Raw genomic sequence first — 2,336 nt, forward strand, 5'->3', positions numbered from 1 at the left:
TTTCGTCGTGGCAAGGAAATCAAGGACCTGCGCGGAGACGTACATCGTACGTCGCACAAGCAGGGGCGCGGATTGACGCCGCCAGGGCGGAAAAGAACCGTTTCCGGACAGAAACTAAAAAAGCAGCAGCCCCGTGACATTGCCACGGAGCTGCTGCCTTCACCCCCCTCCGGGTATTTCAGACGCGGCTTTCGCCCGCCTCCCCTCCTGCAGCAAAAACAGGCACCGGCATACCGATCGGAAAATCACCCGCGAGCGTCTTCCGTTTTCCGGTTCGCATATAACCTATTACATCCCGATGGTGAAAACAATTGGCACACCCCTGTATTTTCATGTAAGGAAAACACTTACACGGACAGGGGGCAACCGCGGTTCAATCTTGAGTAAAACGTGAGTCTAAAGGGGGGAGGATATCAAGTTTAGAGGGTGGTAAGGCCTTCGCGGACGGCATATTTGACCAAGTCGGCCAGGCTGGTGAGGTTGAGCTTTTTCATGAGCCGGGTACGGTGAGTTTCGACTGTTTTGGGGCTGACGCAGAGGCTTTCGGCTATTTGCCGCGACGTCATTCCTTCGGCGACCATCTGCAATACCTGTCTTTCGCGGCAAGTCAGAACAGATTCAGCCTGGAGATCCTCCTCTTTGCCCATGCCGAGAACGAGGTCGACGACCACCGAAGTCAGCGCGGGGCTGAGATATCTCTTGCCCGTCATCACCGTCTCGATGGCCTGAACCAGTTCGGTGAAGGCGGCATCCTTGACCACATACCCCCTGGCCCCGGCCCGGAGCATCTCAACCACCGTCTGTCGATCGGCGCAGCCGGAAAGGCCCACCACCCTGCATCGGGGATGAATCTGGAGGATCTGGCGGGTGGCTTCGATTCCGTTGAGCGTCGGGAGCCGGACATCCATGACGACCACATCGGGGAGCAGCTCCCGGGTCAGCCGCAAAGCGGTCTGTCCGTTGTTGGCCACCGCCAGGATCCGCATATCCTCCCGGGTATTGAAGAGGTGTCTTATGCAGTCATGAAAAACTTCATGATCATCAACGAAGAGGATGCCTATACTCATAAACGGTCCCGTCCTTACAAGCTCCGCTTCCTCAGCGCAGCAGGATAAACCCCATCTGCCGTCCTGTTTGCCCGTGGTCGCGCCGGTAGGAGAAGAAAAGCTCCCGGTGACAGCAGGTGTCCTGTTCGGCCGCGCTCAGATTCGCCGGATCGAGGCCGGCATCTTCGAGCTGCAGCAGGCAGCTCTGCCTGAGATCGAGATGCCACTTGCCCAGATCGACTTCTTCGGCGATGCGGGCCCAGTGACCGGACCCCTGGCGGAAGGCGTCGCGAACAGGACGGTCCACCTCGTATTTATGGGAGCCGATGCCGGGGCCGACCGCCGCCAGGATCTGCTCGGGACGACATCCGAACGACGCCTGCATGGCTTCCACAGCCTTCCCCAGAATTCCTGCCGCTGCCCCTTTCCATCCCACATGCACCGCTGCAACCACCTTGCGACGCGGGTCGAACAGTAGAACGGGGTAGCAGTCCGCCGTCAACACGCCGATCATGATTCCGGACTGATCGGTGATCACCGCGTCGCATTCGACGGATAGGAAATGGAAAAGGTCGGGATTGGGCTCGTCGATGACCAGAATGTCGGTGCCGTGCACCTGCCGCACCGTCAGCAGGAGGTGAGGAGGCAGATCGAAAGCTCGAGCCAGGGTGGAACGGTTCCCGTCCACATTGTGGCGGACGTCGTCCGTGTTGTATCCCAGGTTCAGAGAGTTGTAGGGAGGACGGCTGACTCCGCCGTTGCGGGTGGTAAACCCTGCCGCCACGCCGCCCTGGTCTGCCCAGGACGGCTGAAGGTAACTGACTTTTCCCTGTCGGGCAAGCTTCATGAACAAACACTCCGTGTTCAGGTAAAGGCTAAAGGTTCGAGGCAAAAGGAACCCTTAACATTCTACATTATCTATACTTCTCTTCCAGGTAATCCAATAATTCCTGCATATCAGCCGGCGGCGGGCTTTCGAATTCCATGTACTCATTGCTGACGGGGTGGATAAAGCCGAGCACACGGGCATGGAGAGCCTGCCTGCCCAGCTCCTGAATCCGTCTGCGCAGCACCGGGTCTTCCAGAGCGGCGGCTCTTTTGGGGCTGCCGTATACCGGATCCCCCGCGATGGGCAGATCCATTTCGGAGAAGTGAACCCGGATCTGATGCGTGCGCCCCGTCTCCAGCGTCAGTTCAACCAGGGAGAGCCGATCCCGGTCGAAGCGGGCAAGAACCCGCCAGTGGGTGACGGCCCGCCTGCCGGATCGGCTGCTGCCGCTCATTTTTTTT

General features: G+C 58.9%; 3 protein-coding genes. All 3 read right to left on the minus strand.

Annotation, left to right across the window (positions count from 1 at the left end; genetic code table 11):
• Positions 1-419 precede the first annotated feature (419 nt).
• The gene (locus DTF_RS0101725; RefSeq protein WP_027713922.1) at positions 420-1,067 is read right to left on the minus strand and encodes a response regulator transcription factor; all 648 of its coding nucleotides are present in this window, start codon (positions 1,065-1,067) and stop codon (positions 420-422) included.
• A 31-nt stretch (positions 1,068-1,098) separates the two neighbouring features.
• Entirely contained in the window at positions 1,099-1,893 is a 795-nt protein-coding gene (pgeF, locus tag DTF_RS0101730; RefSeq protein WP_027713923.1) for a peptidoglycan editing factor PgeF, read from the minus strand.
• Positions 1,894-1,960: 67 nt separating this feature from the next.
• Positions 1,961-2,336, minus strand: a 376-nt coding sequence (locus tag DTF_RS27005) for an RluA family pseudouridine synthase (RefSeq protein WP_255342714.1), incomplete at its 5' end; no start/stop codon positions are given.

The sequence above is a fragment of the Desulfuromonas sp. TF genome, assembly GCF_000472285.1.
In the GTDB taxonomy this organism is placed as follows: domain Bacteria; phylum Desulfobacterota; class Desulfuromonadia; order Desulfuromonadales; family ATBO01; genus ATBO01.

Bases quoted from the DNA above. Each gene is read 5' to 3' on its own strand.
- DTF_RS0101725 (WP_027713922.1), bottom strand. From the start codon at position 1,067: ATGAGTATAGGCATCCTCTTCGTTGATGATCATGAAGTTTTTCATGAC.
- pgeF (WP_027713923.1), bottom strand. From the start codon at position 1,893: ATGAAGCTTGCCCGACAGGGAAAAGTCAGTTACCTTCAGCCGTCCTGG.